The organism is Plantactinospora sp. WMMB334, assembly GCF_049179095.1.
Classification (GTDB): domain Bacteria; phylum Actinomycetota; class Actinomycetes; order Mycobacteriales; family Micromonosporaceae; genus Plantactinospora.
Map to the genome: position 1 here is coordinate 880,370 of NZ_JBMHME010000002.1, position 25,440 is coordinate 905,809.

Consider the following 25,440-nt stretch of genomic DNA (forward strand, 5'->3'; position numbering starts at 1 on the left):
GGCCGCCAACCGCTCTGCCGGGTCAGCGGTCCGCGGCGGCCGGTGCCGCCCGCCGGGTCACTGCTGCGGTGTGGCGGCCGAGCCCGAGCGCGGTCGCGGCACGCAGGTCCGCCGGGGTGTCGACGTCCCGGCGCAGCGTCGGCCAGGCGGCGACGAGCGGACGGGCGCCGGAGGCCGCGTGGGCCGCCGCCGAGCGCGGGCCGAACCGGGGATCCAGCGCCGTGCCGGGAGCGGCGGTGAGCAGTACGGTGCCGGTGCCGGGGGCGTCCGCGACGAACCGCCGTACGCCCGCCGGTCCGCCCCCCGGTTCACCGGCCTCGGCGGCCTCGGCGGCCCGGAGCGCCTCGGCCAGTTCGTCCGGCCGCAACGCCGGTAGGTCGGCGGTGAGTGCCGCCACCCGTCCTCCGGGGACCAGCGACGCGCCCCGGGCGAACGCGGGATTGAGCCCGGGAGTCGGCGGTTCCGGCACGATCCGGGCGCCGAGCCGTCCCAGCCTCCGGGCGATCGACGGATCGTCCGTCACCACCAGCAGTTCCCGGACGGCCCGGCAGGCCAGCACGGCTTCGGCGGTGTCCTCGGCCAGCGCGAGGGCGAGCGCCTCGTGCGGTACACCGTCGAGCGCCCCACGCAGCCGACTCTTCGCCGCGTCGAGGCGCTTGACCGGCACCACCACGGTCCAGTTCCGCTCTGCCACGCGGCAATCCTGCCAGTTCACCCGCGACCCTCCCCGTCGACGTACATCCCGTCCCGGCACGGCCGGCCGGATGTGGCGCTTCCGGACCCGCCTGACCCCTGGCTGGCCGTACCGGGGGCGAGCAGGCATGATTTCGCTGCGGGCGGCGAGGTTGGGACGACGAGGAGGCAGAGTGGCACGGCGCAGGCTGGGGTTCTGGCGACGGTTCGCCGTGATGTTGGTCAAGCCCGTGCTGACGGTCTGGACGCGGCGCGACTGGAGCGGGATGGAGCACCTCCCGGCCTCCGGTGGCGTCATCGTCGTGCCGAACCACCTCTCCCACTTCGACCCGCTGGTCTCGGCACACTTCATCTACGACGCCGGCCGCTGGCCCAGCTATCTGGGCAAGGCCAGCGTCTTCAGGGTGCCGGTGATCGGCTGGATCCTGCTGAAGTGCCAGCAGATCCCGGTGGAGCGCGGCACCGTGGACGCGGCCAGGTCGCTGGAGACGCTGCAGCGGGCGGTGCGGGCCGGAAGCGCGGTGGTGATCTATCCGGAGGGCACCACCACCCGGGAGCCCGAGTTGTGGCCGATGCGTGGCAAGACCGGCGCCGCCCGGCTGGCGCTGGCCACCGGCGCCCCGGTGGTCCCGGTCGTGATGTGGGGGCCGGAGCGGATCTTCGATCCGCGGACGAAGAAGTTCAGCCTCCGGCCGCGTACCCCGGTGACCGTGGTCGCCGGTCCGCCGGTGGACCTGAGCCGGTGGGCCGGCGCGACGCCGACCCGGGCGGTGCTCGACGAGATGACCGAGGCGATCATGCTGCGGCTCCGGGACATGCTCGCCGAGGTCCGCGCCGAGACACCTCCGCCGCTCTGGTCGGCCCAGCCGAAGCGGCGGACGGAGGAGCGGCGGACGGAAGACCGGTCGACCCAGCCGAAGCGGACGGAGGACATGGCATGACGCACGCTGTCGTCCTCGGCGCCGGCTCCTGGGGTACGGCCTTCGCCAAGGTGCTCGCCGACGCCGGGCGGGAGGTGGTCGTCTGGGCCCGCCGGCCGGCGGTGGTCGAGTCGATCCGGGCCACCCGGACCAACCCCGACTACCTGCCCCGGCTGCGACTGCCGGCCGCGGTCCGGGCCACCACCGACGCCGCCGAGGCGATCGGCGGCTCCGACCTGGTGGTGCTGGCGGTGCCCTCGCAGACGCTGCGCGGCAACCTGGCCGAGTGGGCCCGGCACCTGGAACCCGACTCGACGCTTGTCTCCCTGATGAAGGGGATCGAACTCGGCACCACCAAACGGATGAGCGAGGTGATCGTGGAGACCGCCGGGGTGGCGGCGGACCGGGTGGTGGTGGTCTCCGGACCCAACCTCGCCCCCGAGATCGCCGACGAACAGCCGGCCGCCACCGTGGTCGCCTGCACCGACACGGACCGGGCGACCCTGGTGCAGACCTCGGTCAACACGCCGTACTTCCGGCCCTACACCAACGACGACGTGATCGGCTGCGAGCTGGGCGGCGCGGTGAAGAACGTGATCGCGTTGGCCTACGGCATGACCTCCGCGATGGGGCTGGGCGACAACACCCGGGCGACCCTGATCACCAGAGGGCTGGCCGAGACCGCCCGGCTCGGGGTGGCCCTCGGCGCCGATCCGCTCACCTTCGCCGGCCTGGCCGGCCTCGGTGACCTGGTCGCGACCTGTTCGTCCCCACTGTCCCGCAACCGCACCTTCGGCGAGCACCTGGGCCGGGGGGAGAACCTGGAACAGGCGCAGACGGCGACCCGGCAGACCGCCGAAGGGGTGAAGAGCTGCCTGGCGATCCGGGACCTGTCCCGGGCACACGGGGTGGAGATGCCCATCACCGAGCAGGTCGAGCGGGTCTGCCACGAGGGCGCCGACCCGCGCGCCGCGATGGCGGTGCTGATGAGCCGGAAGCCGAGGCCGGAATGACCGCGTCGACGTACGGCGACGGCACGCGGTGCGTGCACGCCGGGCTGCCGGAGCCGGTGCCGGGTGAGCCGTTCCTTCCGGGGCCGGTCTTCGCCGCCCCGTACCACCTCGATCCGGCGGCCGGGCCGGAGGCGACCCCGAACGGGTACGGCCGGCCGGACAACCCGACCCGGCGTGGCCTGGAGGCGGCGATCGGCGAGCTGGAGGGCGGAAGCGCGCTCGCCTTCGCCAGCGGGCAGGCCGCGATCACCGCCGTGCTCCTCTCGGTGCTCCGGCCCGGTGACACCGTGCTGCTCCCCACCGACGGCTACTACCCGGTCCGGGCCTTCGCCGCCGAGACGCTGCGCGGCATCGGGGTACGCGTCGACTTCGTGCCGACCGCCGGCCCGTACCCGGCGTTCGACGGCGTACGGCTGGTGCTGGTCGAGACGCCGGCCAACCCGGGCCTGGACGTCTGCGATCTCGCCGACCTGGCGGCGCGGGCACACGCCGCCGGTGCGCTGCTCGCCGTGGACAACACCACCGCGACCCCGCTCGGCCAGCGCCCGCTGGACCTCGGTGCCGACCTGGTCGTCGCCTCCGGCACGAAGGCGTTGACCGGGCACTCGGACCTGCTCCTCGGTTACGTGGCCAGCCGTACCGCCGGGCTGCTGGACGTGATCCGGGCCTGGCGGACCAGCACCGGCGCCGTCCCGGGCCCCTTCGACGCCTGGCTCGCCCACCGGTCACTGGCCACACTGGACCTGCGGCTCGCGCGGCAGAGCGCCAACGCGGCGGCGGTGGCGGCGGCGCTGCGGGACCGTGCCGACGTCTCCGGCGTACGCTGGCCGGGGCTCGCCGACGACCCGGCGTACCCGGTCGCCAGCCGGCAGTTGCGGCGGATGCCCGGCATCGTCGCCTTCGACCTCGGCGACGCCGACCGGGTGGCGCGGTTCCTGACCGCCAGCCGGCTGGTCTTCGCGGCCACCTCCTTCGGCGGCCTGCACAGCAGCGCCGACCGGCGGGCCCAGTGGGGCGACGACGTGCCGGACGGCTTCGTGCGGCTCTCCTGCGGGGTCGAGGACACCGCCGACCTGGTCACCGACCTGACGACGGCGCTCGACGCGGCCGGCGGTGCCTGACACGGTCCGGGCAAGCGGCCGGGGGTGCGGGATAACCCGGCGTGCGGCAGGGTATTGAGATCGGTCGGCTGGCGATGTTGAGATCGGTCTGCCGGCGATGTCGGCCCGAACCGACCGTCGTACCCGGGAGGCACACCATGGCGAAATCCGAGATACCGGTGGTGGTCGGGCTCGACAACGGCGGAAACAGCAACAACGCCACGGTTCTCGACGCGACCGGGCGGTTTCTGGTCGACCAGCTCGTCGAGACGCCGTGCCGGGTGCTGGAGGGGCCCGAGGCGGCCGTCGAGGCGCTGGCGGAGTCGATGGAGCAGGTGCTGACCCGGACCGGCACCCGTCCCGACCAGGTCCGGGCGGTGGGGCTGGACACCCCGGGGCCGGCCAGCGCCGCCGGGGTCATCTCGTCGAAGGGCTCGACGAACTTCTCCCAGCCGGCCTGGCGCGGTTACGACATCCGCAGCGCGCTCGAACGGCGGCTCGGCCTGCCGGTGGTCTATCACAACGACGGCAACGCGGCGGCGCTCTACGCGCACCACTCCTTCTTCGGCGCCGACGCGCCGAACCGGTCGTCGGTCTCGGCGATCGTCGGCACCGGCCTCGGCGGCGGCGTGGTCGAGCGGGGGGAGGTGGTGACCGGCACCGCCGGAATGGCCGGCGAACTCGGGCACGTGCACATCCCGCTCTTCGGGCTGCTCGCCGAGGGGCAGCCGGTGCCGACCTGCAACTGCGGCTTCGTCGGCGACGTGGAGAGCGTCGCCTCGCTCACCGCGATCCGGCGCAACCTGCTGCCGTACTGGCTGACCCGCTACGCCGGGCACCCGCTCGGCGACCTGGACCGGGGGCGCGCCGCCAGGCAGGTGCGGGCGTACGGGATCGACGGCGACCCGATGGCGCGGAAAATCTTCGAGCAGCAGGCGATGGCGCTGGGGCGGCTCTTCACCATCGTCGCCAACTTCACCGACCCGGACGGCTACTTCGTCGGGGGTGGGGTGGTCGAGGCGACGCCGGAGTTCCGGGAGTGGTTCCTGGCGAGGGTGCGCGAGCACACCACGCTCCGCGCCGAGCAGGCGGAGCGGGCGCGGTTCGCGCTCGTACCCGATCTGGACATGGCGGGCGCCCGGGGCGCCGCCATCGCCGCGCTGAAGCTGCTCGACGGCGCGGCGGCGCCGGTCGTCTGAGCGCCGGGCGTTCGCCCCGCCGTCAGCCCTGTGGCGTCAGCCCGGTGACTTCGCCAGGTCGACGAAGGCGCGCCAGGCGGTGGGGTCGAAGGCGAGCGTGCCGCCGTCGCGGTTCTTGGTGTCCCGGACCAGCACGCGGCCGGGGAGGTTGTCGGCAACCTCCACGCAGTTGCCCTGGTTGGTGCCGCTACGGCTGCTCTTGCGCCAGCTCGGCTCGGTCATTGTCGTCTCCGGCATCACTTGTGGCTCAGGCAAGGTTGCGGACCGCTCTCGTAATCAGCTCTTGCGACAAACTTCCGGGCAGGGCCAGACTTCGGACGATGGCGCGGCGACCCCGACCGGATGTGTTGACCGTCGGGCCTGGGCCGGCGGTCAGCCGTGCGACTTCGCCAGGTCGACGAAGGCGCGCCAGGCGGTGGGGTCGAAGGTGAGCGTGCCGCCGTCGCGGTTCTTGGTGTCCCGGACCAGCACGCGGCCGGGGAGGTTGTCGGCAACCTCCACGCAGTTGCCCTGGTTGGTGCTGCTGCGGCTGCTCTTGCGCCAGCTCGGCTCGGTCATTGTCGTCTCCGGCATCACTTGTGGCTCGGGTGCGGCTCAGTCAAGATCGCCGATCGCTCTCGCGATCAGCTCTTGCGACAAGCTTACGGGCAGGGCCAGACCCCGGACGATCTCCCAGGAGCGCTCCAGTTCGTCCACGTCTGCCCCCTCGGTCACGGTACGGCCGCGCAGCTGGTCGTCGAGGTAGACGGCCCGGGTCCGGGCGGGGAGGGTCGCCAGCACGAACGCCCCCGCCAGGCCAGGGTGCAGGCCGGCGGTCCGGGGCACCACCAGGATCTGCACCTGGGGGCGGCGGCTCGCCTCCAGCAGGTGCTCCAGTTGGCCCTTGACGACGTCGGACGGCCCGTAGGTCAGGGCCACCTCCCCGATGAGCGCGGAGAGCATCGGCGGGTTCGGCCGGTCGACGGTGGCGGCCTGCCGTTCCCGCCGGACCTGCACCGTCCGGTCGATCACGTCCTCCGGCAGCCGGCCACTACGCAGGAGCGCCCGGGTGTATGCCTCGGTCTGCAACAGGCCGGGGATCAGGCTGTGCTCGAAGGAGCGGAGCATCGTGGCGCGCAGCTCGTGCTCCGCCCAGGGGCGTAGCCAGGTCGGCCGGGCGTCATCCCGGGCCTCCTGGGCGGCCCGCTGGAACGTGTCGCCGGTCTTGAAATGCGCGTCGAGGCGTTCGGCCGTGTCCGGCTGGGGGATCATCCGGCCCTGCTCGAACGAGGCGATCGACGCTCCGCTGAGCCCGACTGCCGCCCCCACCTGATCCCGGGTCAGCTTCGCCCGCCTCCGGTGCTCCCTGAGGATCTCGCGGATGTCGTTCACGTACTCCACTCCACTCCTGATCAACTGAGCGATATCTCTCGATACTCTCTATGGCTCATCTTCCACTCCGGGTGGCCTCTGGTCCAGGGTGGAGGGCAGACGGAGGAGCCATCACATCGGCCCATCGACACGCCGGGGTGCGGGGCGGCAATCCCGCCCCCGGGTGGGCCACTTCCGTCAACGGGGCGGGGACGGGCTCGAGCGGAACGGGCCCTCCCCGCCCCTTCCTGGTCCTGTTCCCGGCGAGCTGAGAGGTGACCCGATGGCATTCCGGAAGGGGAAGCGACACCGGCGGGACTGGCGGCGGCTCTGGCGGTACTGCCGGTGCGGCCACCGCTGGCGCTGCCCCGACTCGGCCACACTGGTGCCGACGCCGTACCAGCCGTTCGTCCGGCCGATGACCGAGGAGGAGTACCGGGCGGGCCTGCGCGCCTCCTCGCCGGTGCCGGAGGTCGTGCGCTACGAGCCGATCGGCCCGCCCCCAGCGGGCGCCCGGACCGGGACCGACCGGTGATGGGCATCGTCGTGCTGCGGGACCTGGCGGCGCTGACCGACCCGAACCGGCCGCACTCGCCCCGGCGGCCCTTGTGGACCTGCCGCCAGTGCGGTCATCCGTGGCCGTGCGCCTGGGCCAGGGCCGCCCTGCCCGAGGAGTTCCGGCAGGAGCCGCTCTCGCTCTTCGTCTATCTCGGCTCGGCCCTCTTCGAGGCGGCCGGAGATCTCTACCGGCTCTGCCCGAACCCGGCGCCCAACCCGGCCGAGCTGCACGCGCGGTTCCTCGGATGGGTACCGACACACCGCATGATCACGTGGGCGCTCGCCCGCCGGGACGCCGCCCTCCCCGCGCCTACGGCAGTCGATCCACCGGCGATCCCGGCATCCCGACACGCAACAAGCGCGCCGTCGTCGGCCCGGCACCGTCCAGACCGGCGAGGCACCTCCGGCAGCCCGTGACGACTGCGAAGGCCGTGATGACTACCGGACGATCGAAATCGTGGTGAGGATGATCCCGTACGCGGCTATCGCGAGGTTGAGGCTGGTCCAGAGCCAGTGCAGGCGGATGCGGTGCAGCCGAGGATAGGTGTCGTAGTGGGCTTCGCGGCGCTCGGTGATATTGGCGTCGTCGGGCAGGGCGCCGGTGCTCTTGAGCGTGGCGGTGAGCCCCCGGGCCTGGTTGAGGTGGTAAGCGGCCCGCTCGTGATATTTCGCCGCGACGAGGGCGCCGAACAGTCCCACCAGGATGATCAGGGCGCCCAGGGCTATCGTCGTCGTCGCGAACTTCTGCTGGACGATGAGCCCGCTCAGCGCGGCGGTGATGACCAGTACGAAGTTGGTGGTGGTGGCACGCTGGTTCTCGGATTGCCGTAGCTGTTGACGATGCTCGTTCCAGTACGCGAGCACGATGTCCGACGGGTCACTCATCACAGTCCTCTCCGGCGGCTGACACCGGGCCTGTCCCTCTACTCCCGCCCCTCTAATCGATCAAGGTTGTCACGGATGGTCCGGGTCTGCGGGTGGTCGGGGCCGAGGGCGGTCAGGCTGATGGTGAGTGCCTGCTGGTACTGGGTGTGTGCTTCCTCCAGCCGGCCCAGGTCCCGCAACACGTTGCCGAGGTTGTTGCGCCGGATGCCGATGTCGGGGTGGTCGGGGCCGAGGGCGGTCAGGCCGATGGTGAGTGCCTGCTGGAATTGGGTGTGTGCTTCCTCCAGCCGGCCCAGGTCCCGCAGCACGCCGCCGAGGTTGTTGCGCCAGCTGCCGATGTTGGGGTGGTCGGGGCCGAGGGCGGTCAGGCTGATGGTGAGTGCCTGCTGGTACTGGGCGTGTGCTTCCTCCAGCCGGCCCAGGTCCCGCAACGCGCCGCCGAGCGCATCGTGCCGGTTGGCGGTCTCGATGTGGTCGGGGCCGAGCGCGCTGCGGGTGATGGTGAGTGCGTCGCGGGCGAGAGGCTCGGCCTGCTGATACTGACCCCGTTCTCGCAGATAGCTCGACGCCCCGGCGAGCAACCAGCCGACCTCTTCCGCAGCGACGCCTAGCCTTCGGGCGTGACCGGTCACGGCCAGCAGGTGCGGTAGCAGTTGTTGGCACGACGGCCAGCGAACCGGCTCCCGACTGTCGTCCGGGAACTCCTGCCGGATCAGAGTCACGGCCGCCGTCGCCCACTGCTCCTCCTGCTCGCGGCCGAGCCGGGCCTGAACCACCGCTTGGACCAGCCGGTGCATCTCGATCACGTCCGGGTCGAGCCCGACCAACGCATACCGGCCCACCGCATCCAACAGCCGGTTATGAGCCAAGCGGTCGGTCACCGCCGCCGCCAACTCCGCTGGCAGTGTGTCCGGCGCCGCCGCAGGCAACTGCCGGGGGACGCGCGGAGCCAGGAACGCCAACAGCTTCAGCAACTCTCCGGCCAGCGGCTGATCCTCGCCGACCCGGGTCAGTGACAAGGTCCACACCGTCGCCACCCGCCGCCCGTCCGCACCCTCCGCCGCATCGGAGACCGCGAACAACTCCCGCGACCGCTCCCGCACCAGTTCCAGATAGACCGCCAGATCCTCGCCCGTCTGCGACAGGTAGGTGGCGGCCTCCTCCACCGCCAACGGCAGATCCCCCACCAACTCCGCCAACTCACCCAACAACCGCTCGTCGACGTGCTGCGTCCGGGCCCGCAGAAACGCCACCGACTCCTCCCGCGACCACACCTCCAACCGCACCACACGGCCGCGCGCGCGCCAGTCCGGCCAGCGCGAGGTGACCAGCACATGCCCGGCCCCGCCCGCCGGTATCAACCCCGACAGCGACGACGGCCGCTCCGCGTTGTCATATACCAGCAGCCACCGGTCACGACCCCGCAGATGATCGAAGACCGCCGCCACCGCGTCCTGGTCGTCCACCATCTCCGGCAGCACTCCCAGTCTGCGGCCGAGCCCCGTCAGCTGCGCCGGCACCGTCGCCGGCTGTTGCGCGTCGACCCACCACACCACGTCGTAGTCGCTGCCGAATCGGTATCCGTACTCCGTCGCAACCGCCGTCTTGCCCACTCCGCCCAGGCCATGCACCGCGCCCGACACCACTGCGGACGGACCGCCCGTCCGCAACCCCTCCCACACCGACTGGATCACCTCGCTCCGGCCGGTGAAGACCGGATTCCGCGTCGGCAGATTCGTCACCACCGGCCCGGCGCCCGGAAACCGCATTCCGCCCCGGCCAGGAAAATCCACCATCGACGGGCGTGGTCGATCCTCGTCCACGGCGGCCAGCAACTTCTTTCGGGCCGCCGGCTCATCCGTGTCGACCAGATCCGCATACACCCGCGACGCCAGGAAGCCGGTCGGCTCGCACGGCTGCACCCGCACCGGAAGCAACAACCCACGCTCACCCGTGGGATCGCGCAGGTACATCGCCCGCCACTCCGCGCCACCGAAGACCGAGACCAGATAGGCCGGCGTCAGCACCGCGATCATTCGGCGCGCGGACGTGACCGCCCCCTGCATCTCGAAGACGAAATCGCGGCCTGGTCGAAAATCCGCCGACTGGTACACGGTCGAATAGCCCGCCTGCTCCAACTGCACGGCGATCCACTCGGCCCACGCGCGATTTTCGGTCGCGTAGCTGATAAAGAAATCCTTACCCGATGCCGCGTCGCCCACCCACCGCCCTCCCATCTGCCGCGCGTCATCCTACAAAGCCAACATCCATCAGCGACACTCCGCGATGCCGCACAACTGACGAGACGAACGGGCAAGCCCGAGAAAGATGATCAGGAAACGGCACCAGGTCAGATCACCGACTGATAGAAGATCAGCCGAACCGGGATCGGACATACGTACCTGCCACGCTCGGCGGCGGTCAGTCGGAAGCATGACAAGACACGTACGCCGGAAAACCGTGTGCCAGGGCGGCGTGTCGGTGTCGATGGTGCTGGGGGTAGTGCCGGCGGTGAGGAAAACCCGACCCTGACCTGCTCAGGGTCGCCGAACCCCGGGATCGGTCCGGGATCGCGCCGGATTCGCCTCCGTACCGGCGCGACGACGCTTGTCGTATGACGTCCGGATCTCAACCACAGCCATGGACCGCCCGACCGCTCACCCTGGTCGCGGCGCTCGGCCTGCTCGTGACGGCGGTCCTCGGCGTCGCGGCGCACCTTGTGCCCGCCCCCGGGATGAGTCCGCTGACCCTGACCATCAGCGACTACGCGGTGTCGAGCAACGGCTGGCCGATGAACCTGGCGATCCTGGCCCTCGGGGTCAGCTCGCTCGCCGTACCGCTGGCGTTGCGCGCCGTCCGGGTCGACGTGGGACGGCTCGCCGAGACGCTGCTGCTGATCTGGTGCGGAGGGCTGATCGCCTCGGCGCTGATCCCTACCGATCCGCTCCACGTCGTCGAGCTGAGTACCCAGGGCTACGTGCACCGGTTCGTCTCGGTGGCCGCCTTCGTCGCCCTGCCGGTCGCGACGCTGCTGGCGGTCCGGCGGCTCGCCGCCGACGCCCGCTGGCATGATGCCGTACAGCGGCTGCGGGCGCTCGCGGTGACCAGCGTGCTCGCCCTGCTCGCGCTCTACTACGTCGCGTTTCCCGGCGAGCGGGTGATGATGGGGCTGGTCGAGCGGATCCTGGTCCTTGTCGAGCTGGCGTTGCTCGCGGGTCTGGTCGGCAGGCTGTACCGGATCACCGCCGGCCCGCGACGCTTGACCGGATCGCCGGGCCGCGGCCACCGGTCATAGCTGCTCGGAGTGGGCCGCGATGCGGGCGGGCTCCGGGACCCAGGTGTCCGGTTCCGACGCTGTCGAGCTGCCCCGCCTGTGCGCCCATCGGCTCTGTGCGCCCATCGGCATGTGCGCCCATCGGCTCTGTGCGCCCATCGGCATGTGTGGCTGTCGGCTCTGTGCGCCCATCGGCATGTGTGGCTGTCGGCTCTGTGCGGCTGTCGGCCGGTGCGGGGATAGCAGCCGGAATGTCGTGCCCCGTTCCTGCACCCAGCTCGACAGCGTCCCACGGAGGTGTCTGCCGGTCCTGGAGTGGGCGATGAGGCCGGGGCACGCCCGGATACGGAGAGGCGGACGGACGGGCGGGCGTCGCCGTGAACCGCCACGCCCCCTGTCCGCCGACCCGGACCGGGCGGAGCAGGGGGCGTGGGGCACCGTAGCTGGGCGGACCGAGCCTTGCCGGGGGGACTCAGCTCGGGACCGCCGACCTCCCACCCGTCAGGGGAGAATGTGGGAGGCGGGCAGCGCGGTGGTGAATGCGGTCCAGGCGGCCGGTGCGAAGAGCAGCACCGGACCGGTGGCGTCCTTCGAGTCGCGGATCGCCACGGCGGCGTCGGCCGCCCCGGCGTGAGCGGCTCCGACATCGCCGGCCCTGCCGAGCAGGGCGAACTCGACGCAGGCGCCCTGGTCGCCGCTGTAGCTGCTCGTGCGCCAGGTGACCTCGTCGAGCTGGTCGGTCGTCTCCGACATCTCACAGTCCTTTCAGGAGGCGGTTGATGGTGTCGCGGCTTTCCGCGGGGCTCAGGGCGACGGCCCGCAGGTGTTCCATGATCTTCGCGCAGGTCCGCAGGTCGGCCGGCCGGTCGAGGATCAGTTGCCCGGCGACCGTCTCGACCGAGGCCAGGGTCGGGTCCTCCGGGTCTTCGAACTCCAGGATGTGCAGCGAGCCGCGCGTGCCGCGGTGGTAGCCGGCCTTGAGCGGTACGACCTGGATGGTGACGTTCGGCAACTCGGACATCTTGAGCAGGGCCTGGAGTTGCGCCGCCATCACGGCCTCGCCGCCGACCGGGCGCAGCAGCGCGCCCTCGTCGACGATGGCGTCGAAGATCGGCGGGTCGGTCTCCTTGAGCCGCTCCTGCCGGCCGATCCGGATCTGCACCCGCTGCTCCACCTCCTCGTCCCGGAGGGTGTGCGGGCCGCCCCGCATGATCGCCCGGATGTACTCCGGGGTCTGGAGCAGGCCGGGCACCAGCGATGGCTCGAAGTTGGCGATCGCGGTCGCCTCGGCCTCGACCGCGATGAAGTCGATGGTGCGACGGTCCAGGATGTACGAGTAGGAAACCCACCAGCCCGGCTTCCTGGCTTCTTTGGCAAGCGCCACCATGTCGTCCATCTCGCCTTCCGGCCGCTTGTAGAGGGTGAGCAGGGCACGTACCGAGGCTGGGCTGACCATCGTCTGTGCGTTCTCGTAGCGGGAGAGCGTGCTGCGGGTGCTGTTGATCTCGTCGGCGGCCTGTTCGAGGGTGAGGCCGGCCGCCTCCCGGGCGTGGCGCAGGGCGATGCCGAGACGGCGGGCGCGGAACGACTTCGGAGCCATGCATCGATACTGTCACATCGAATCGGGAAAGCGTGCATGAGAGAAGGCTCATGAGAGTTGCATTCATGCGTTCACAACTGGCAATCTGTATCCACGTCCTCACCGCCGGTGGTCGTGTCGACGGTGGCTGTGGGTGACCGAAGGGGAATGAGGCGCACGGCGATCGGACCTTCCCGTACCCGATCGCCGTGTCCCTCCCGCCAGCAAGCGGACCTGGAGGTGACGAATGACGACGACCCCGTGCTGGCCTCGGATCTCCCGATGCCGTTGGTGTGCGCGACCGGTGTTGCGGGACAACGACGGCGCGTGGATCCACGCCGACCTGGCCTACGTGTGCCGGGACCGGTGGGGCGGGTTGGCCGGCACGACAGCAGAGCCGGAGGCGGCTCGCCGTGCCCTCTGACCAGTATGGACGCCCGAGCGGTCGAGGGCGGGGGCAGCACCCGCGGCGGTCGTCGGGGCGGTCGCGGTGACCCGGTTCCTGGTCGTACTCACCGACGTGCGGCCACTGACCAGGGATGGCCGGGACGAGCGGATCGAGCCGGAGCGGCGTCGCCAGGTGGTGGGCGCCACCAGCCGGGAGGCCGCCGACCGGATCGCCCACGCCTTCGCGGCACTCGGGATGGTGCGCGCCGGGCGGCAGCGGGTCAAAGTGCTCGCCGTCGGTCGTCGTCGGTCGCCGGTCGGCTGAGCATCGGTCCGGCCTGTCGATGACCCACTCGTGAGGCACAGGACGAGCAGCCTGGACCGCGCCGGCACCCCGGTGACGACACAGCGGCAACTCGGATCGCTCCGGTCCCTCGAATTCCCGTGCGCCCCCCGTTACCCGTTGTGTTCGTGTCATCTCCTCCCGCGAAGGTTTTCCAATCGCGAAAAGGGGGGTGGACCCGAGAGTTGGCCACGCAGAGTAGGGTCACCCGGTGAGCGAAACGAGGCGACGGTACGGCCGGCCACGGTGACACGGAAACGGCCGGTCATGGTGGCACGGACGACCGCCGAGGAGGTCGCGGTGGCCGTTGCGTGCACCCGTGGTGACCCGTGCGCCGAGTGGTGACGCCGACCAGCGGGAACGCAAAGGAAAGGTGACCGGAGTGACCACCCCAGGCAGAACCCGCGTGGCCGTCGTCTTCGGCGGTCGCAGCACCGAACACGCGATCTCCTGCGTCAGTGCCGGCAGCATCCTCGCCGCCCTCGATCCGGACGAGTACGACGTGGTCCCGGTCGGCATCACCCGGGCCGGCCAGTGGGTGCTGACCGACGGCGACCCGGCGCAGTTCGCCATCACCGAGCGCCGGCTCCCCGAGATCACCGCCGCCGCCGGATCCACCGTGGTGCTGCCGGCCGACCCGACCGGCGACGGCCTGATGGTCCTCGACCCGGCCGAGGGCCCCCGGGCGCTCGCCGGGGTCGACGTGGTCTTCCCGGCGCTGCACGGCGCCTACGGCGAGGACGGCACCATCCAGGGGCTGCTGGAGATGGCCGGCATTCCGTACGTCGGTGCCAACGTCTTCGCCTCGGCCGCCGCCATGGACAAGGAGTTCACCAAGAAGCTCGCCGCCGCCGAGGGTATCCCGGTGGGGCCGTACGCGGTGCTGCGCAGCGGCGTCAGCCTCACCGAGGAAGACAAGGAACGGCTCGGCCTGCCGGTCTTCGTCAAGCCGTCCCGGGCCGGTTCGTCGGTCGGGATCAGCAAGGTCTCCGACTGGGCGGACCTCGACGCCGCCGTAGCGCTGGCCCGGCAGGTGGATCCGAAGGTGCTGGTGGAGGCGGCGATCGTCGGCCGCGAGATCGAGTGCGGGGTGCTGGAGGCCGAGGTCGGTGGCGGCCCCGAGGCGTCGCTGCTGGCCGAGATCCGGGTCGCCGAGCACGAGTTCTACGACTTCGAGGCCAAATACCTCGACGCCAGCGACTTCGACATCCCGGCCGACCTGCCGGACCGGGTGACCCGGCAGGTGCAGGACTACGCCTGCCGCACGTTCACCGCGCTGGACTGTGCCGGGCTGGGCCGGGTCGACTTCTTCGTCACACCGGAGCTGGACGTCTATCTCAACGAGATCAACACCATGCCGGGGTTCACCCCGACCTCGATGTTTCCGCAGATGTGGGCGGCGACCGGGCTGGAGTACCCCAAGCTGGTGAACCGGCTGATCCGGACCGCGCTACGCCGGGGCACCGGTCTGCATTGACGAGCCTCCGCCTGCTGCGCGTCCCCGGCCGGAGGTGCTCCGCGCCCCGGGACGCCGGTGATCACCCGGCGGCGCAGCTGGCCGGTGCGTCGGGCAGCGAGGGAACCGAGGCGACCAGCGTCTCCGACACCGGTGCGGCCCACTGCACCGTCTGTTCCTGCCCGGCCGGCACGGTGAGCCGGACCGGCACCTCCCGGTCCACAGTGGTCAGCACGAGTCCGGCGTTGTCGTGCTCGGCGAGCCAGCAGACCCGGTTGATCACCCAGGTGTCGGCGACATCCGCCAGCACCGGCCTGGCCACCCCGCAGGCGAGCGTGACGGCCGGGTCGCCGTACGCGGCGTTCTGTTCCGGGCCGGCGGTGACCGGCCGCTGGTCGAGGTCGCGGAGAGTGGCCGGCAGCCGGGACATCAGGGCCCGGCAGACGGTGGCGGGCCGCTCGGCCAGGGTCGGGGCGGCCATCTGCACCGGTGCGGTCACCCGCGGGGCGGCGGAGTTCGGGTTCGGCGTGGGCCAGCCGGCCGGATCCGGGCTGAGCTGGCCGAAGACCAGCAGGGCGACCAGGACGGTCAGCGGCACCGCGACCAGGGTCGCCCAGAGCGCCGCCTGCCGGGTGGTCCGGTCCGGCCCGGCATCGGTCGCCGGTTGCGTCGTCCCGGTCCCGTCCGTCGGTGGTCGGCGTGGTTCGAGCTGGTCGGACCTGGTGGCGTGTGCCATCTACAACCGCACCACCGAGCAGGTCAGGGTGCGGGTGATGCCGGGCACCATCTGCACCTTGCTGACGATCATCTTGCCCAGCTCGTCGACGGTGTGCGCCTCGGTGAGCACCACGACGTCGTACGGCCCGGTGACCGCGTCGACCCGGACGACTCCGGCGATATCCGAGATGTGCGCGGCCACGTCACGTGCCCTTCCGACCTCAGTCTGGATGAGGATGTACGCCTGGACCACGACCCGCCTCCCGTCCGCCGCCGAGCGGCTAGACCGTGAAAATACCGTACGGGCCAGGTGGGATTTCGATCGGTGGTCGGAGGAGACACGATGAGCGACCGAAGCGGCCGGCTCGGTGTGAGTGCGGTTCCGGGTTCCGACGTACCTGGTAGCGGGGGCTGTCGGCTCCGGGGCGGGAAGCGGCGTCTCCGGAGGCCGGTGTGAGTGTCGCGCGGGCCGGCGAGTTCGGCCTGATCGCCCGGGTCACCGCCCGACTCAGCACCGGCCACGCCACGCTGCTCGGTCCCGGCGACGACGCTGCGGTGGTGCACGCACCCGACGGCCGGGTGGTCGCCTCCACGGACGTGCTCGTCGAGGGCCGGCACTTCCGGCGAGACTGGTCGAGTGCGGTGGATATCGGGCATCGCGCCGCCGCGGCGAACCTGGCAGACGTGGCGGCGATGGGTGCCGTACCGACGGCGCTGCTCGTCGCGCTCTGCATGCCTCCCGACCTGGAGATCCAGTGGGCGGAGGAGCTTGCCGACGGGCTGGCGGCGGAGGCGGCCCGGGTCGGGGCCAGCGTGGTCGGCGGGGACATGTCGGCGAGTCCCACCCTCACCATCGCGGTCAGCGCCCTCGGTGACCTGGGCGGGCTCGCCCCGGTGGTACGCAGCGGGGCGCGGGCCGGCGACATCGTCGCGCTCGCCGGCCGGCTCGGGTACGCGGCCGCCGGCTACACCGTGCTCTCGCGCGGCTTCCGCACCCCGAAGGTGCTGGTCGAGGCGTACCGGCGGCCCGAGGTGCCGTACCCGGCGGGGCCGTCCGCCGCCCGGTTCGGCGCCACCGCCATGATCGACGTCTCGGACGGGCTCCTCGCCGACCTGGGGCACGTCGCGACGGCGAGCCGGGTCGGCATCGACCTGCTCGGCGGCGCCTTCGAGGTGCCGGAGCAGATGCGGGACGCGGCACACGCGCTCGGGGTGGACCCGCTGGCCTGGGTCCTCGCCGGCGGCGACGACCACGCGCTGGTGGCGACGTTTCCCGAGGACCAGCCGCTGCCCGGGGGCTTCCGGCTGATCGGCCACGTGGTGCACGGCACCGGAGTGACCGTGGACGGCCGCCCCTTCCGTGGCCCAGGCGGCTGGGACCACTTCCGCTGACCCCACCACCGCCGCGCGTGAAACGGCTTTGTGCGTAGCGTCCGGCTCGTCGGGGCGAGCCGGCCGCAACACGATCACGATCCCGGGTGTGGGGGGCTGTGGGTGGGGCCCGGGTGGGGGTGGGGCGTGGAGCGGGTCGTAGCCTTCGTCGCGTGGGTGAGCTGGACATTCGGATGATGCGCTACGACTCCCCGGTAGCCCGGGAGTTGGTCGCCGCCGCCCTGGCGGACCTGGCGCAGCGGTACGGCGGTGAGGGCGACGAGACCCCGGTAGCGGCGTGCGAGTTCGAGCCACCGGCCGGCGCATTCCTGATCGCCTATCTCGACGGCGCCCCGGTCGGCTGCGCCGGATGGCGGACCCACGGCAACACCGGTCACGTCGCCGAACTCAAGCGGATGTACGTCTCACCGGCAGCTCGCGGCCGGGGCGTTGCTCGGCGGGTGCTGGCCGGGATCGAGGAGTCGGCCCGGAAGCACGGGCGTAGCCGGCTGATCCTGGAGTGCGGCGCCCGGCAGCCGGAGGCGATCGCGCTCTACCGGGCCAGCGGCTATGAGCGGATCCCCGACTTCGGCTACTACCGCGAGGAGCCGGAGGTCATCTCGTTCGGCCGCTCTCTGTGAGCGGCCCCGGCATCCCGCTCAACCCAGCCGTAGGCGGGAGTGGTCGCACAGAAGTAATGGTGCACACAGCAATAGCCGCCGGAGCGGTGCTCCGGCGGCCATCCGTGTGTCACGGCTTGCGCAGGCTCAGGCGCGGGTGACCTTACCGGCCTTGATGCACGAGGTGCAGACCTTGAGCTTGCGGGTCGTGCCGCCACCCGCCGGCGTCCGCACCGACTGGATGTTCGGGTTCCAGCGACGGTTGGTCCGCCGGTGCGAGTGGGACACGTTGTGGCCGAAGCCAGGCCCCTTGCCACAGATGTCGCACACGCTAGCCACGGGATACTCCTGGGAATTGATCGTCGTCAGGTTGCCGGCGAGGCGCAGGCCGGGCAACCTGGTCAGGGTACCCGATCCCCCGGTCGCCCGGCGAATCGGCTCGGTCGGCATCGTGACCATGGCAGGAAGTGCTCCCGCCGACCGGCCCCGCCCGGCGCGTGCCGGCGCGGCGTCGGGGCGCGCCAGTAGGCTTCTCGCCGTGCTGGAGACCCTTGACGCCACGGCCCTGCACCGGTGGTGCGCCGCCGGGTTGGCCGCGCTCAAGCGGCACCAGGACGAGATCAACCAGCTCAACGTCTATCCGGTTCCCGACGGTGACACCGGCACCAACCTGGTGCTCACGATGACCTCCGCCGAGCAGGCGCTACGGCTCGGCCGCGACGATCCGGGCGTCGACGGGCAGCCGCCGCACGCCCGGGTGCTGCGGCTGCTGGCCCGGGGTGCGCTGCTCGGCGCCCGGGGCAACTCGGGCGTGATCCTCTCGCAGATCCTGCGGGCCCTGGCCGAGGCGCTCGGCGACATCCCGGTGGTCCGGGGCCGGGCCCTCACGGCGGCGCTGCGGCGGGCCAGCGTCGCGGCGTACGCGGCGGTGGCCGAGCCGGCGGAGGGGACGCTGCTCAGCATCGCCGCCGCCGCCGCGAGCGCCGCCGGAGAGGCCGACACCGACGATCTTCCGACCGTGGCCAGGGCCGCCGCGACCGCCGCCGACCAGGCGCTGGCGCGTACCCCGGAGCAGTTGCCGGCGCTGGCCCGGGCCGGCGTCGTCGACGCGGGCGGGCGCGGTCTCTGCGTCCTGCTGGACGCCCTGGTCGAGGTGGTCACCGGCAGCGCGCCGGAGCGGCCGGAGTTCGTGCCGGCACCGCCCCGCCGGCCGCTGACGGCCGCCCGGGAGGCCGGCTCGACGGAGTACGCCTACGAGCTGCAGTTCCTGCTCGACGCCGACGCCCCGGCGGTACGCCGGCTCCGGGCCGAGCTGGGCCGGCTCGGTGACTCGCTGGTGGTGGTCGGGGACGGGGCGGAGGCCGCCGGCACGTCGACGTGGCAGGTGCACGTGCATGTCAACGACGTCGGGGCGGCGATCGAGGCCGGGTTGCGGGCCGGCCGGCCCTATCAGATCTCGGTCACGCGTTTCGAGGACGAGGTGCCGTCCGGCGTCGGAGGCAGGGCGGTACGGCCGCAGCCGGAGCGGGCTGCGGTGGTGGTGGCCGCCGGCAGCGGCCTCGCCACGATCTTCGCGGCCGAGGGTGCGACGGTGGTGGACGGCAACCCGTCCGCGGGTGAGCTGCTCGGGGCGATCCGGTCGACCGGCGCGTCCCGGGTCGTGGTGCTGCCGAACGATCCGGACACCCAGGCGGTGGCCCGGGTGGCGGCCGAGGAGGCCCGGCCGCTCGGCGTCGAGGTGAGCGTGGTGCCGACCCGCTCTCCGGTGCAGGCCCTCGCCGCGCTCGCGGTCCGGGATCCGGCCCGCCCGTTCGCCGATGACGTGATCGCGATGGCCGAGGCGGCCGGCGCCTGCCGCTACGCGGAGGTCTGTTCCGCCGGCCGCGAGGCACTGACGGTGGCCGGCCGGTGCCAGCCGGGTGACGTGCTCGGCCTGGTCGACGGCGAGGTGCACCTCATCGGCAGCGACCTGGTGCCGACCTGCACGGCGCTGCTCGACCGATTGCTCGGCGGCGGCGGCGAGCTGGTCACGCTGCTGCTCGGCGCCGACGCGCCCGACGAGCTGGCCGAGCTGCTCCGGACGCACCTGGCCCGGCAGTGGCCCTTCGTCGAGGTGCAGGACTACTCCGGCGGTCAGCCGTTCTACCCGCTGCTGGTGGGCGTCGAATGACGGCGGTGGCGGAGGACCGGACGGCACGCTGCGGGGATGGGGCGGGGGCCGGATGACAGCGCACGTGGCCGGGGGCCGGACGACAGCGCACGTGGAGGGCGGATGACCGGAACGGAGTCGACCTCGGCCGGCCTGGAGACGCCGCTGCGCAAGCTGCTCGGCGACAAGACGGCGAAGGCGCTCGCCAGCCACCTCGACCTACACACCGCCGGGGACCTGCTCTATCACTTCCCCCGCCGCTACGACGAGCGGGGCGAGCACACCGACATCCGGTCCCTGGAGGTGGGTGAGCAGGTCACGGTGCTGGCCCAGGTGCAGCGTACGGCCGTGCGGCCGATGCGCCAGCGCCGGGGAAAGCTGCTGGAGGTGACCGTCGGGGACGGCTCCGGCGGCGTACTGACGCTCACCTTCTTCGGCAACCAGGCATGGCGGGAGCGGGACCTGAAGCCCGGCCGGTGGGGGATGTTCGCCGGCAAGGTCACCGAGTTCCGGGGCAGGCGCCAGCTCAACGGCCCTGAGTACGTCCTGCTCGGCGACGGCGGCAGTGAGTCGGACACCGGCGGTGGTGCTGGCAGCGGGTCCGGTACCGGCGCTGACGGTGGCGTTTCGGGCGAGGAGATCGAGGAGTTCGCCGGTGCGCTGATCCCGGTCTACCCGGCCGCGGCGGCGGTGCCGACCTGGGTGATCGCCCGCTGCGTCCGGGTGGTGCTGGACACCGTCACGCCGCCGGGAGATCCGCTGCCGGCGACGCTGCGCGCCACCCGCAACCTGGTCGGGCTGGCCACCGCCCTGCGGGAGATCCACCGCCCGGCCAGCAGGGAGGAGCTGTACCGGGCCCGTCACCGGTTGAAGTGGGACGAGGCGTTCGCCCTGCAACTGACCCTGGTGCAGCGCAAGTACCGGGCGGCGGCCTGGCCGGCGAAGCCGCGTCCGCGCCGCGAGGACGGCCTGCTGACCGCGTTCGACGCCCGGCTGCCGTACGAGCTGACCGAGGGGCAGCGCAGGGTCGGTGAGGAGGTCGCCGCCGACCTGGGCACCGCGCACCCGATGCACCGGCTGCTCCAGGGCGAGGTCGGCTCCGGTAAGACGGTCTGCGCGCTGCGCGCGATGCTCCAGGTCGTCGACGCGGGCGGCCAGGCGGCGCTGCTGGCCCCGACCGAGGTGCTCGCCGCACAGCACTACCGGGGCATGCTCGACCTGCTCGGCCCGCTCGGCCGGGCCGGCGAGCTGGACGGCGACCCGGACGGCACCCGGCTCGCCCTGGTCACCGGCTCGCTCGGGGCGGCGGCCCGGCGGCGGGCACTGGAGACCGTCGCGGCCGGCGAGGCCGGCATCGTGGTCGGCACCCACGCGCTGCTCTACGAGGGGGTCGACTTCGCCGACCTCGGGCTGGTGGTGGTGGACGAGCAGCACCGGTTCGGGGTCGAGCAGCGGGACGCGCTGCGGGCCAAGGCCGAGCAGCCGCCGCACGTGCTGGTGATGACGGCGACCCCGATTCCGCGCACCGTGGCGATGACCGTCTACGGCGACCTGGAGATCTCCACCCTCTCCCAGTTGCCGCGTGGGCGGTCGCCGATCGCCTCGCACGTCGTACCGGCGGCGGAGAAACCGGCCTATCTGGACCGGGCCTGGCGCCGGCTGCGCGAGGAGGTCGCCGCCGGCCATCAGGCGTACGTCGTCTGCCCGCGCATCGGTGACCAGGCGGCGACCGCCGAGGAGGTCGGCGCGGCCGGCGAGGACGGTCGACGCCCCCCGCTGGCGGTGGCCGAGGTGGCGCCGTTGCTCGCCGAGGGGCCGCTGCACGGGCTGCGGATCGGCGTACTGCACGGCCGGTTGCCGGCCGACGAGAAGGACTCGGTGATGCGGACCTTCGCCGCCGGTGAGCTGGACGTGCTGGTGGCGACGACGGTGATCGAGGTCGGGGTGGACGTGCCGAACGCCACGGTGATGATCGTGCTCGACGCGGACCGGTTCGGCGTCTCGCAACTGCACCAGTTGCGCGGCCGGGTGGGGCGGGGCACAGCGGCCGGGCTCTGCCTGCTGGTCACCGAGGCGGTCGAGGGTACGCCGGCCCGGGAGCGGCTGGACGCGGTCGCCTCCACCACGGACGGGTTCCGGCTCGCCGAACTCGACCTGGAACAGCGCCGCGAGGGGGACGTACTCGGGGCGACCCAGTCGGGGCGGCGCTCGCACCTGCGGCTGCTCTCGCTGCTCCGCGACACCGACCTGATCCGGGACGCCCGGGTCGAGGCGATCGCCCTGGTCGAGGAGGATCCCGAGCTGGCGCGGCACCCGGCCCTGGCCGCCTCGGTGGCCGCACTGGTTGACGAGGAGCGTGCCGAATACCTGGAGAAGGGCTGAGATCCGGCGAAGGCTGAGATTAGGTGCGAAACGCTGAGGGCGCGCCGACCGTTTCCGGTCGACGCGCCCTCAGACGGTTGGATCAGTTGACGCGGTGGTTACCGATCAGGCGGTGAAGGTGACCCGACGGCGACGGGCCATGATGAACAGCACCACGCCGGCTCCGATCAGCAGCGCGGCGCCGACCGCGATGCCGCCGGCAGCGGCACCCGTCAGCGGCAGCTCCCCGCCGCCACCGCCGGACTCGCAGTTCTCCGGCTTCTCCCAGGCGAGCGGCTCACCCTCCTGGCCCTCGCTGCTGGGCGTGACGGTCAGTCCCTCCTCGGCCGGGAACGTGACGGTCTCGACCGTGCCCGGCTCGGCGGTGACCGTCTTGGCCTCGCCCTTGCTCGGGGTGAAGGTGACGGTGACGCTCTCGCCATCCTCCGGGTTGTCGATCTCGAAGATGAACTCGTCACAGGTCATCGCGTAGCTGAGGGCCGGCTCGCCGGGCTCGACGCAGTCCTCTGCAGCCGGCGGAGCGGCGTCGTAGAGGGGTTCCTCCTGGCCCTCCTCCGTGACAGTGATCTTGCCGGCGTTGGCGGCCGGCACGTTGATTGCCTTCTCCTCGCCGGCGGCGACGGTGGCCTTCTCCTCGAAGCCCTCGCTGCCCTTCACGACGAACTTGGCCGGCGCGGTGGCGTCCTCGCCGTTCTGGAGCTTGACTACGACGCTGCCCTCGCAGTCCGAGCCGACCGTGGCCGCCGGGCTGGCGGTCGCCGGTGGCTCCTCTTCTTCCTTCTCACAGGAGCCGGCGAACTTGACTGCCGCGCCGGCCCACTTGTCCTCCTGGAACCCGTTGTTCCACTTCGCCTTCACCTTCAGGGAGACGCCCGTGACCTCGCCGGGAAGGCTCTGCTTGAACTCGAGGTTCTGGTTCACCGGGTGCGGGTAGTCCCTACCCGAGGTGACCTCGATGCCCGGAATCGTGAGCGGGGACGGTGCGACTCCGACGAGCTTGAAGGCCTCGACCTTGGTGAACTTGAACGCCCGCACGCCAGGTGGGGCGACGCTGCGGACAGTCCAGGTAACGTCCCATTCGCCGGTGGTGGTGTTGCACACACCCTCGACCTTGACCTCGCTGTGATGGGCGCTCGCGGGTGCGGCGACAGCTAGTGCCGCGGTGAGGCCGAGGAAGGCAGCCCCGACGATGGCGAGCGGCCGCCGGAGCGGCAGCTTAGGACGGATCACGCATACTCCTGAGAGATGAGGGCGTCACGGTACGACGCGGAGGCGAGGCGAGCTGGGGCGCCATGGGGTGGCGCTCGACCTGCGAGAACTGCCTCTCCGACGTCGTCGGCCGGCACGACGCAGCCGGCACAGCGCACGACCTTAGCGATTGGCGTGGTACAGGAACACCCTTCAGAGTCTTCTAACGATGATGTTGTCAATTCGAGATGATTGATATACAGGGGGTAGCAGAGCTATCTCCCACGGTGTGTGTGTCGTATCTGTTCGTCCGTTGTCAGGTGACGAAAGGCCCTTGACCCGGACGGAAGAGTCCCACCCTGTGTCCGAAAGACGATCACCGCTGCCAGAAGGGGTGCGACCTGCCGCAGCGGTGGTCCGGCGGTCGCGTAGCGTCGGGGTCATGCGGAAGGCGGTGCGATGACCCGGATCGTGGCCGGAGTGCTCGGCGGCCGCCGGATCGCCGCGCCGCCCGGCGGGCGGACCCGGCCGACCAGCGACCGGGTCCGCGAGGCGCTGTTCAGCGCGGTCGAGGCGAGCACGGAGCTGGCCGGGGCCCGCTTCGCCGACCTGTACGCCGGCTCGGGCGCGGTCGGGCTGGAGGCGCTCTCCCGGGGCGCCGCCGAGGTGCTGCTGGTCGAGTCCGATCCCCGCGCCGCCCGGGTCGTCCGGGAGAACCTCGCCGCGTTGCGCACCAGCCCGGCCAGCCCGGTCGCGGGCACGGCTCGGCTGGTCACCGCAAAGGTCGCCCAGGTGCTCGCCACCCCGCCCGAGGGCGGTCCCTACGACGTCGTCTTCGCCGACCCGCCGTACGCCGTACCGGACTCGGAGCTGGCGCTGGTGCAGGCCGCGCTGCGCGACCACGGCTGGCTGGCCCCGGGCGCGCTGCTGGTGCTGGAACGGTCCAGCCGCGGCGGGCCGGTCGAATGGGTGCAGGGGATCACCGCTGATCGCAGCCGCCGGTACGGCGAGACCACTCTTTGGTACGGTCGCCGATCGTGAGACGTGCGGTCTGTCCCGGCTCCTTCGATCCGGTCACCAACGGTCACCTCGACATCATCGGCCGGGCGAGCCGGCTCTTCGACGAGGTGATCGTCGGTGTGTTGATCAACGAGTCCAAGCGCGGGCTGTTCACCGTCGACGAGCGGATCGACATGCTCCGCGACGTGAGCGGCTCCTACGGCAACGTCCGCGTGGAGTCGTTCCAGGGCCTGCTTGTCGACTTCTGCCGGACCCAGCGGGCCGGGGTGGTCGTCCGTGGTCTCCGGGCGGTCAGCGACTTCGACTACGAGTTGCAGATGGCCCAGATGAACATCGGGCTGGCCGGCGTCGAGACCCTCTTCATGCCCACCAGCCCGCTCTACTCGTTCCTCTCGTCCAGCCTGGTGAAGGACGTGGCGAAGTGGGGTGGGGACGTGTCGCCGCACGTACCGGACGTGGTCCGCGAGCGGCTGCGGGAGCGTCTGGTGCGTCCCGGCTCCTGACCGGCCGCCTCCGGGACCCGGCTAACGGAGCGCGTACCGCCGAACACCGGCCGACCGGCGCCGCGGAGCAGCCCGTCGGCGACGGCGACGCGCCGTTCCCGGGTCGATCACCGACCGGGTACGGGCCGCACCGCATCATTGGTTGAGCAGTAATCCGGTCCGACACCTCATCATGTATGTCGACCGACGTAACGACGGGAGTGAGGTACCGGTGGACCCGCTCGATCGCATAGACGAGATCATCGCCATGGTGGAGACGGCGCGCTCCGTCCCGATGTCCCGCAACAACGCCATGGTCGACCGCGCCGAGATGATCGGTGCCCTTGAGGAGCTGCGCGTCGAGCTGCCCGTCGAGCTGCGCCGGGCGGCGGCGCTGCTGGAGGAGCGCGACAAGATCATGGACGCCGGCAAGCGCGAGGCGGACCGGATCATCAGCGAGGGCGAGGCGGAGCACGCCCGGCTGGTCTCGGTCAACGAGATCACGGTCTCGGCCGAGCACGAGGGTGCCCGGATCATCGCGGAGGCCCGGGCCGAGGCCCAGCGGCTGCGCGAGGAGGTCGACGACTACGTCGACACGGCGCTGGCCAACTTCGAGCAGTTCCTGACCCGGGCACTCGCCTCGATCGAGCGCGGGCGGGACAAGATGCACGCGCTGCGGGAGATCGGCACCTTCGTGGGCGAGGAGAACGAGCGCCCCCTGCCGTTCTGAGTCGGATGCCGGCGGGCTCGCCCC

The 25,440-nt window shown here is 71.9% G+C and carries 28 protein-coding genes; 16 read left to right on the plus strand and 12 right to left on the minus strand.

Annotated features, from left to right (window positions below; all coding sequences use genetic code 11):
* Window positions 1–22: 22 nt before the first annotated feature.
* Window positions 23–694, minus strand: coding sequence for a 2-phospho-L-lactate guanylyltransferase (cofC, locus tag ACN27G_RS03750; protein ID WP_421491382.1), 672 nt, complete (start codon window positions 692–694; stop codon window positions 23–25).
* Between the two features lie 172 nt (window positions 695–866).
* Between cofC and ACN27G_RS03755 the strand changes: the two genes are divergently transcribed.
* The 4 genes from ACN27G_RS03755 (at window position 867) to ACN27G_RS03770 (ending at window position 4,925) form a co-directional block, all read left to right on the plus strand.
* Window positions 867–1,634, plus strand: a complete 768-nt coding sequence (locus tag ACN27G_RS03755; RefSeq protein ID WP_421491383.1) for a lysophospholipid acyltransferase family protein — start codon at window positions 867–869, stop codon at window positions 1,632–1,634.
* Window positions 1,631–2,626, plus strand: a complete 996-nt coding sequence (locus ACN27G_RS03760; RefSeq protein WP_421491384.1) for an NAD(P)H-dependent glycerol-3-phosphate dehydrogenase — start codon at window positions 1,631–1,633, stop codon at window positions 2,624–2,626. The genes ACN27G_RS03755 and ACN27G_RS03760 overlap by 4 nt, the downstream gene beginning before the upstream one ends.
* Window positions 2,623–3,747, plus strand: coding sequence for a cystathionine gamma-lyase (locus ACN27G_RS03765; protein WP_421491385.1), 1,125 nt, complete (start codon window positions 2,623–2,625; stop codon window positions 3,745–3,747). Before ACN27G_RS03760 ends, ACN27G_RS03765 begins: the two co-directional genes overlap by 4 nt.
* A 137-nt stretch (window positions 3,748–3,884) precedes the next feature.
* The gene (locus tag ACN27G_RS03770; protein ID WP_421491386.1) at window positions 3,885–4,925 is read left to right on the plus strand and encodes an ROK family protein; all 1,041 of its coding nucleotides are present in this window, start codon (window positions 3,885–3,887) and stop codon (window positions 4,923–4,925) included.
* A gap of 36 nt (window positions 4,926–4,961) precedes the next feature.
* Here ACN27G_RS03770 and ACN27G_RS03775 read toward each other — a convergent pair whose 3' ends face one another.
* The 3 genes from ACN27G_RS03775 to ACN27G_RS03785 form a co-directional block, all read right to left on the minus strand.
* A complete protein-coding gene (locus ACN27G_RS03775; RefSeq protein ID WP_421491387.1) occupies window positions 4,962–5,147 on the minus strand; it encodes a DUF397 domain-containing protein in 186 nt (61 codons plus the stop codon).
* A gap of 150 nt (window positions 5,148–5,297) precedes the next feature.
* Window positions 5,298–5,483, minus strand: coding sequence for a DUF397 domain-containing protein (locus tag ACN27G_RS03780; protein WP_421491388.1), 186 nt, complete (start codon window positions 5,481–5,483; stop codon window positions 5,298–5,300).
* Window positions 5,484–5,519: 36 nt separating this feature from the next.
* Complete coding sequence (locus ACN27G_RS03785) at window positions 5,520–6,305, minus strand: helix-turn-helix domain-containing protein (RefSeq protein WP_421491389.1); 786 nt, start codon at window positions 6,303–6,305, stop codon at window positions 5,520–5,522.
* A gap of 253 nt (window positions 6,306–6,558) precedes the next feature.
* Here ACN27G_RS03785 and ACN27G_RS03790 point away from each other — a divergent pair, with 253 nt between their 5' ends.
* Together ACN27G_RS03790 and ACN27G_RS03795 are read left to right on the plus strand one after the other, a co-directional pair.
* Window positions 6,559–6,810 carry a hypothetical protein gene (locus ACN27G_RS03790; RefSeq protein WP_421491390.1) on the plus strand — a complete coding sequence of 84 codons (252 nt, stop codon included), beginning with the start codon at window positions 6,559–6,561 and terminating at the stop codon, window positions 6,808–6,810.
* Window positions 6,810–7,250: a hypothetical protein gene (locus ACN27G_RS03795; RefSeq protein ID WP_421491391.1), complete on the plus strand. Its 441-nt coding sequence runs from the start codon at window positions 6,810–6,812 to the stop codon at window positions 7,248–7,250. The genes ACN27G_RS03790 and ACN27G_RS03795 overlap by 1 nt, the downstream gene beginning before the upstream one ends.
* Window positions 7,251–7,271: 21 nt before the next feature.
* On the opposite strand, the gene ACN27G_RS03800 is transcribed toward ACN27G_RS03795, so the two are convergent.
* Both ACN27G_RS03800 and fxsT read right to left on the minus strand, forming a co-directional pair.
* Window positions 7,272–7,718 carry a hypothetical protein gene (locus ACN27G_RS03800; protein ID WP_421491392.1) on the minus strand — a complete coding sequence of 149 codons (447 nt, stop codon included), beginning with the start codon at window positions 7,716–7,718 and terminating at the stop codon, window positions 7,272–7,274.
* Window positions 7,719–7,756: 38 nt separating this feature from the next.
* Complete coding sequence (gene fxsT, locus ACN27G_RS03805) at window positions 7,757–9,940, minus strand: FxSxx-COOH system tetratricopeptide repeat protein (protein ID WP_421491393.1); 2,184 nt, start codon at window positions 9,938–9,940, stop codon at window positions 7,757–7,759.
* 392 nt (window positions 9,941–10,332) lie between these two features.
* On the opposite strand from fxsT, the gene ACN27G_RS03810 reads away from it, so the two are divergent.
* The gene (locus tag ACN27G_RS03810; RefSeq protein WP_421491394.1) at window positions 10,333–11,013 is read left to right on the plus strand and encodes a DUF998 domain-containing protein; all 681 of its coding nucleotides are present in this window, start codon (window positions 10,333–10,335) and stop codon (window positions 11,011–11,013) included.
* Window positions 11,014–11,493: 480 nt separating this feature from the next.
* Here ACN27G_RS03810 and ACN27G_RS03815 read toward each other — a convergent pair whose 3' ends face one another.
* Both ACN27G_RS03815 and ACN27G_RS03820 read right to left on the minus strand, forming a co-directional pair.
* Entirely contained in the window at window positions 11,494–11,745 is a 252-nt protein-coding gene (locus ACN27G_RS03815) for a DUF397 domain-containing protein (RefSeq protein WP_421491395.1), read from the minus strand.
* 1 nt (window position 11,746) lies between these two features.
* On the minus strand, window positions 11,747–12,592 hold the full coding sequence (locus ACN27G_RS03820; RefSeq protein ID WP_421491396.1) for a helix-turn-helix domain-containing protein: 846 nt from the start codon (window positions 12,590–12,592) through the stop codon (window positions 11,747–11,749).
* A gap of 469 nt (window positions 12,593–13,061) precedes the next feature.
* On the opposite strand from ACN27G_RS03820, the gene ACN27G_RS03825 reads away from it, so the two are divergent.
* Together ACN27G_RS03825 and ACN27G_RS03830 are read left to right on the plus strand one after the other, a co-directional pair.
* Window positions 13,062–13,283, plus strand: a complete 222-nt coding sequence (locus ACN27G_RS03825; RefSeq protein ID WP_421491397.1) for a hypothetical protein — start codon at window positions 13,062–13,064, stop codon at window positions 13,281–13,283.
* A gap of 400 nt (window positions 13,284–13,683) precedes the next feature.
* Complete coding sequence (locus ACN27G_RS03830; RefSeq protein WP_421491398.1) at window positions 13,684–14,778, plus strand: D-alanine--D-alanine ligase family protein; 1,095 nt, start codon at window positions 13,684–13,686, stop codon at window positions 14,776–14,778.
* A 61-nt stretch (window positions 14,779–14,839) separates the two neighbouring features.
* Here the strand turns inward: ACN27G_RS03830 and ACN27G_RS03835 are convergent, their stop codons facing one another.
* Window positions 14,840–15,493, minus strand: a complete 654-nt coding sequence (locus ACN27G_RS03835) for a DUF3515 domain-containing protein (protein ID WP_421491399.1) — start codon at window positions 15,491–15,493, stop codon at window positions 14,840–14,842.
* A complete protein-coding gene (locus ACN27G_RS03840; protein ID WP_421491400.1) occupies window positions 15,494–15,727 on the minus strand; it encodes an Lrp/AsnC ligand binding domain-containing protein in 234 nt (77 codons plus the stop codon).
* Window positions 15,728–15,927: 200 nt separating this feature from the next.
* Here ACN27G_RS03840 and ACN27G_RS03845 point away from each other — a divergent pair, with 200 nt between their 5' ends.
* Entirely contained in the window at window positions 15,928–16,866 is a 939-nt protein-coding gene (locus ACN27G_RS03845) for a thiamine-phosphate kinase (protein WP_421491401.1), read from the plus strand.
* Window positions 16,867–17,039: 173 nt separating this feature from the next.
* On the plus strand, window positions 17,040–17,486 hold the full coding sequence (locus ACN27G_RS03850) for a GNAT family N-acetyltransferase (protein ID WP_421497220.1): 447 nt from the start codon (window positions 17,040–17,042) through the stop codon (window positions 17,484–17,486).
* Between the two features lie 126 nt (window positions 17,487–17,612).
* Here ACN27G_RS03850 and rpmB read toward each other — a convergent pair whose 3' ends face one another.
* On the minus strand, window positions 17,613–17,804 hold the full coding sequence (rpmB, locus tag ACN27G_RS03855) for a 50S ribosomal protein L28 (RefSeq protein WP_278060137.1): 192 nt from the start codon (window positions 17,802–17,804) through the stop codon (window positions 17,613–17,615).
* A gap of 199 nt (window positions 17,805–18,003) precedes the next feature.
* On the opposite strand from rpmB, the gene ACN27G_RS03860 reads away from it, so the two are divergent.
* Window positions 18,004–19,635, plus strand: coding sequence for a DAK2 domain-containing protein (locus ACN27G_RS03860; RefSeq protein ID WP_421491402.1), 1,632 nt, complete (start codon window positions 18,004–18,006; stop codon window positions 19,633–19,635).
* 102 nt (window positions 19,636–19,737) lie between these two features.
* A complete protein-coding gene (gene recG / locus ACN27G_RS03865; protein ID WP_421491403.1) occupies window positions 19,738–21,996 on the plus strand; it encodes an ATP-dependent DNA helicase RecG in 2,259 nt (752 codons plus the stop codon).
* A gap of 105 nt (window positions 21,997–22,101) precedes the next feature.
* Here recG and ACN27G_RS03870 read toward each other — a convergent pair whose 3' ends face one another.
* Window positions 22,102–23,226 carry a cell wall anchor protein gene (locus tag ACN27G_RS03870; RefSeq protein WP_421491404.1) on the minus strand — a complete coding sequence of 375 codons (1,125 nt, stop codon included), beginning with the start codon at window positions 23,224–23,226 and terminating at the stop codon, window positions 22,102–22,104.
* Window positions 23,227–23,643: 417 nt separating this feature from the next.
* On the opposite strand from ACN27G_RS03870, the gene rsmD reads away from it, so the two are divergent.
* The 3 genes from rsmD (at window position 23,644) to ACN27G_RS03885 (ending at window position 25,416) form a co-directional block, all read left to right on the plus strand.
* Complete coding sequence (gene rsmD / locus ACN27G_RS03875) at window positions 23,644–24,225, plus strand: 16S rRNA (guanine(966)-N(2))-methyltransferase RsmD (RefSeq protein WP_421491405.1); 582 nt, start codon at window positions 23,644–23,646, stop codon at window positions 24,223–24,225.
* Window positions 24,222–24,707 carry a pantetheine-phosphate adenylyltransferase gene (gene coaD, locus ACN27G_RS03880; protein ID WP_421491406.1) on the plus strand — a complete coding sequence of 162 codons (486 nt, stop codon included), beginning with the start codon at window positions 24,222–24,224 and terminating at the stop codon, window positions 24,705–24,707. The genes rsmD and coaD overlap by 4 nt, the downstream gene beginning before the upstream one ends.
* A 211-nt stretch (window positions 24,708–24,918) precedes the next feature.
* On the plus strand, window positions 24,919–25,416 hold the full coding sequence (locus tag ACN27G_RS03885) for a hypothetical protein (RefSeq protein WP_101370278.1): 498 nt from the start codon (window positions 24,919–24,921) through the stop codon (window positions 25,414–25,416).
* The last annotated feature ends 24 nt before the right edge of the window (window positions 25,417–25,440 follow it).